Source organism: Streptomyces sp. NPDC006296, assembly GCF_040613235.1.
GTDB lineage: Bacteria > Actinomycetota > Actinomycetes > Streptomycetales > Streptomycetaceae > Streptomyces.
The window spans coordinates 1-4535 of the sequence record NZ_JBEXRT010000086.1; the positions used below are offsets into that span (position 1 = coordinate 1).

1 protein-coding gene is annotated in these 4535 nt (G+C 74.5%); it reads left to right on the forward strand.

Features of this window, described 5'->3' with window-relative positions:
- Positions 1-4535 (forward strand): SDR family NAD(P)-dependent oxidoreductase (locus ABZ172_RS29995; RefSeq protein ID WP_356888497.1); only part of this gene is annotated, 4535 nt, incomplete at both ends.

The window sequence follows — 4535 nt, forward strand, 5'->3', positions numbered from 1 at the left end:
TCGCAGGGGGAGATTGCTGCTGCGGTGGTGGCGGGTGCGTTGAGTCTGGAGGACGGGGCGCGGGTGGTGGCGTTGCGGAGCCAGGCCATCGCGGCGGAGCTTGCCGGCCACGGCGGGATGGTCGCGGTGCAGCGGCCGTTGGCCGAGGTGGAGCGCCTGCTGGCTTCGTGCGGTGGTGAGGTGACGGTTGCCGCGGTGAACGGTCCGGGGTCGACGGTGGTCTCGGGTGGTGTGGATGCGCTGGACGCGCTGGTGGCGGAGTGCGAGGCACGGGGTGTGCGCGCGCGTCGTGTTCCGGTGGATTACGCGTCGCACTCGCCGCAGGTGGATGCGTTGACGGACCGTGTGCTGGCGGATCTGGCTCCGGTCCGGGCGGTTCGGGCGCGGGTGCCGTTCTTCTCGACGGTCACGGGTGACTGGCTCGGTGACGAGGTCCCGGACGCCGCGTACTGGGTGCGCAACCTCCGCCACCGCGTCCGGTTCGAAGAAGCCGTACGGGCCCTGGCCGCCGACGGCTTCGACGCCTTCGTGGAGTGCAGCGCCCATCCGGTGCTCGCCGGCAACGTCTCGCACACCCTGGAGGAGACCGACCGGGACGCGGTCGTGGTGGGCTCGCTGCTCCTCGGCGACGGCGGCCTTCGACGCCTGCTGACCTCACTGAGCGCCGTCTTCGCCCACGGCGTCCCCGTGGACTGGTCCCAGGTCTACACCGGCACCGGTGCCCGCCGGGTCACGCTGCCCTCGTACGCCTTCCAGCGCGAGCGCTTCTGGCTCGCCCCCGACAGCGGCACCGGCGCCCCGGACGTCGCGTCCGCCGGACTCGTCCCGGCACGCCACCCCCTGCTCGGCGCCGCCGTGCGCACCGCCGCCCACGAGAGCCTGGTGCTGACCGGACGGCTCACCGCCCAGAGCCACCGCTGGCTCTACGACCACACCGTCGGCACCCTCCCGCTGCTGCCGGGCACCGCCCTGCTCGAACTGACGGCCCACGCCGGCGCCCGCAACGGCACCCCCCACATCGACGAACTCACCCTGCACACCCCGCTGCCGCTGCCCCCCGAGGGCGACGCCACGGACCTCCAGGTGACCGTCACCGCGGACGGCCCCGACCGCGCCACCGCGACCGTGCACAGCCGCCCGGGAGCCGACACCCGTCAGGAAGGTCAGGAAGCCCCGGAACCCGGCACGCCCTGGACCCACCACGCGACGGCCACCCTCCGGGCCGGCCACGGAGCGGTCCCCGCCCCGCCCGACTGGGCGGCGGACTGGCCGCCCCCCGGCACCACCGAAGCCGACCTCACCGGTTTCTACGACGAACTGGCCGACGACGGATACACCTACGGTCCCGCCTTCCAGCGCCTCGCCCGCCTCTGGAAGGCCCCCGACGGCACCGCCTACGCGGAGACGCGTCTGCCGGAACACGACCCGTCCGAACCCTCGCAGGACACCGGCTTCGCCCTCCACCCCGCGCTCCTCGACGCCGTCCTGCACGCCGTGGTCGCCACCGGCCGCCCCGAGGACGGACTGCGCCTGCCGTACGCCTTCACCGAGGTCGCCGTACACACCCCCGGAGTCCGCTCACTGCGGGCCCGCATCACCCCGTCCGGCACCTCCGCCGTCACGCTCGACCTCGCGGGACCGTCGGGGCAGCCGGTGGCGGCCATCGCCTCCCTCGCCCTGCGCCCCGCCGACCCCGCACAGCTCACCGGTCCGCACGCCACGGCCGCCCGCGCGCTGTTCGACGTCGCGTGGGAACCGCTGCCGCTGCCCGCCGGGACCCGCCCCGCGGGGCACTGGGCCGTACTGGCCGACGACGGGGCACCGGTCCTCGACGCACTGCGCCACCTCGGCGCCGCCCCCGACACCCACCGCGACCTCGACGGCCTGCGGGCCGCCCTCGACGCCGGCGCCACCGCGCCCGACGTCCTCGTCTGGGCCGTCCACGACCCGCACGGCGACACGGTGAGCGCAGCGCACGGCCACACGGCCACGGCCCTGGAGACCGCCCGATGCCTCCTCCTCGACGAACGCCTGGCAGGCACCCGCCTCCTCGCCGTCACCGAGGGAGCCGTCGGCCCCGCCCCCGTCACCGATGTCGCCGCCGCCACCGTCTGGGGCTTCCTGCGCACCGCGCACACCGAGACACCCCGGCGATTCCTCCTGGCCGACACCGACCGTGACCCCGCATCACTGCGCCTGCTGCCCGCCGTCGCCGCGAGCGACGAACCCCAGGTCGCCCTGCGCGAGGGCCGGGCCCACACCCCCCGGCTCACCCGTGTCACGAGCCGGACCGAGGACACCACCGTCCCCTTCGGGCCCGACAGCACCGTCCTGCTCACCGGCGCCACCGGACACATAGGCCGGCTCATCGCACGGCGCCTGGTCCAGGAGCACGGCGTACGGCGCCTCGTCCTCGTCAGCCGAGGAGGAGCGGAAGCCACCGGCGGCCTCACCGACGAGCTGCACGGCCTCGGCTGCCGGACGACCACCCTGCACTGCGACCCCGCGGACCGCGACGCCCTGCGGACCGCACTCGCGGGCATCCACGCCGACCACACCCTCACCGCGGTCGTGCACGCGGCCGGCGTCCTCGACGACGCCGTCGTCACCTCCCTGACGCCCGACCAGCTCACCACCGTGCTCCGCCCCAAGGCGGACGCCGCCTGGAACCTGCACGAACTCACCCGGGACGAGCCCCTGACCGCGTTCGTCCTGATGTCCTCGGTCTCCGGCCTCCTCGGCGGTGCGGGACAGGCCAACTACGCCGCCGGCAACGCCTTCCTCGACGCACTCGCCGCGCACCGGGCCGGCCTCGGCCTGCCCGGACAGAGCCAGGCCTGGGGCCTGTGGGAACAGGACGACCTCAGCGGGGGCATGGCCTCCGGGCTCGACACCACCGACCGCGCCAGGCTGGCCAGGCTCGGCGTGGCTGCCCTGCCCGGGACCGAGGCCCTCGCACTCTTCGACCGCGCGGTCGCCGAACCCGGGCCGCTCGTCGTCCCCACCCGGCTGGACCTGCGCGGGATACGCGCACAGGCGGCGGACGAAGGCGTCCCGGCCCTGCTGCGCGGACTCGTCCGCCCGGCGCGCCCCGCGGGGAGCGCAGGAGCCGAGGGCACCTTCACCGAGCGTCTGGCGGCCCTGGCACCGGACGAGCGGGCCGACCTGGCGCTCGCCCTCGTACGCGACCTGGCCTCGGCCGTCCTCGGCCACTCCTCCGCCGACCGGATCCCCGTCGCCCGCGCCTTCCGCGACATCGGCTTCGACTCGCTCAGCGCACTCGAACTGCGCAACCGCCTGAACAACGCGACCGGACTGCGCCTTGCCGCCGGACTGGTCTTCGACCACCCCACCCCCACCGAACTGGCCGCCCACCTGATCGACCGGCTGGGCCACACGGACCGGCGGGAGGAGCCGGCCGCCCCGAGCACGCCCACCGACGAACCCCTCGCGATCGTCGGCATGGCCTGCCGCTACCCCGGAGGCGTCACCGGCCCCGGGGAACTCTGGGAGCTGACGGCCACCGGCGCCGACGGCATCGGCCACTTCCCGGCGGACCGCGGCTGGGACCTCGACGCGCTGTACCACCCCGACCCGGACCACACCGGCACGTCGTACACGCGTGAAGGCGGCTTCCTGTACGACGCGGGCGACTTCGACGCCGGCTTCTTCGGCATCTCCCCGCGCGAGGCGCTGGCGATGGACCCGCAGCAGCGGCTGCTCCTGGAGACCTCCTGGGAGGCCCTGGAACAGGCCGGACTCGACGCGAACGGCCTGAAGGGCAGCCGCACCGGCGTCTTCGCGGGACAGGTGTACCACGACTACGCGCCGTCGCCGGAGCGGATACCGGGACAGGTCGAGGGCCTGCTCATGACCGGCAGCGCGGGCAGTGTCCTGTCGGGGCGGGTGGCCTACACGTTCGGTTTCGAGGGTCCTGCGGTGACGGTGGACACGGCGTGTTCGTCGTCGTTGGTGGCGGTGCATCTCGCGGGGCGGGCGTTGCGGTCCGGTGAGTGCGATCTGGCCCTGGCCGGAGGCGTGACCGTCATGGCCACCCCCGCTCCCTTCGTCCAGTTCAGCCGTCAGCGGGGCCTGTCGTCCGACGGCCGGTGCAAGCCCTTCTCGGCGGACGCCGACGGCATCGGGATGGCCGAGGGGGTCGGTGTCCTCGTGCTGGAACGGCTGTCGGACGCCCGCCGGAACGGTCACCCGGTCCTCGCCGTGGTCCGGGGCAGCGCCGTCAACCAGGACGGTGCCAGCAACGGCCTGACGGCCCCGAACGGCCCTTCCCAGCAGCGGGTGATCCGGGCGGCGCTGGCCGACGCGGGACTCGGGACCTCGGACGTGGACGCGGTGGAGGCCCACGGCACCGGGACCGTCCTCGGTGATCCGATCGAGGCGGAGGCGTTGCTGGCGACGTACGGGCAGGGGCGCGTTGCCGAGCGGCCGTTGTGGCTGGGGTCGGTGAAGTCGAACATCGGGCACACGCAGGCCGCTGCGGGTGTGGCGGGTGTGATCAAGATGGTCGAGGCGTT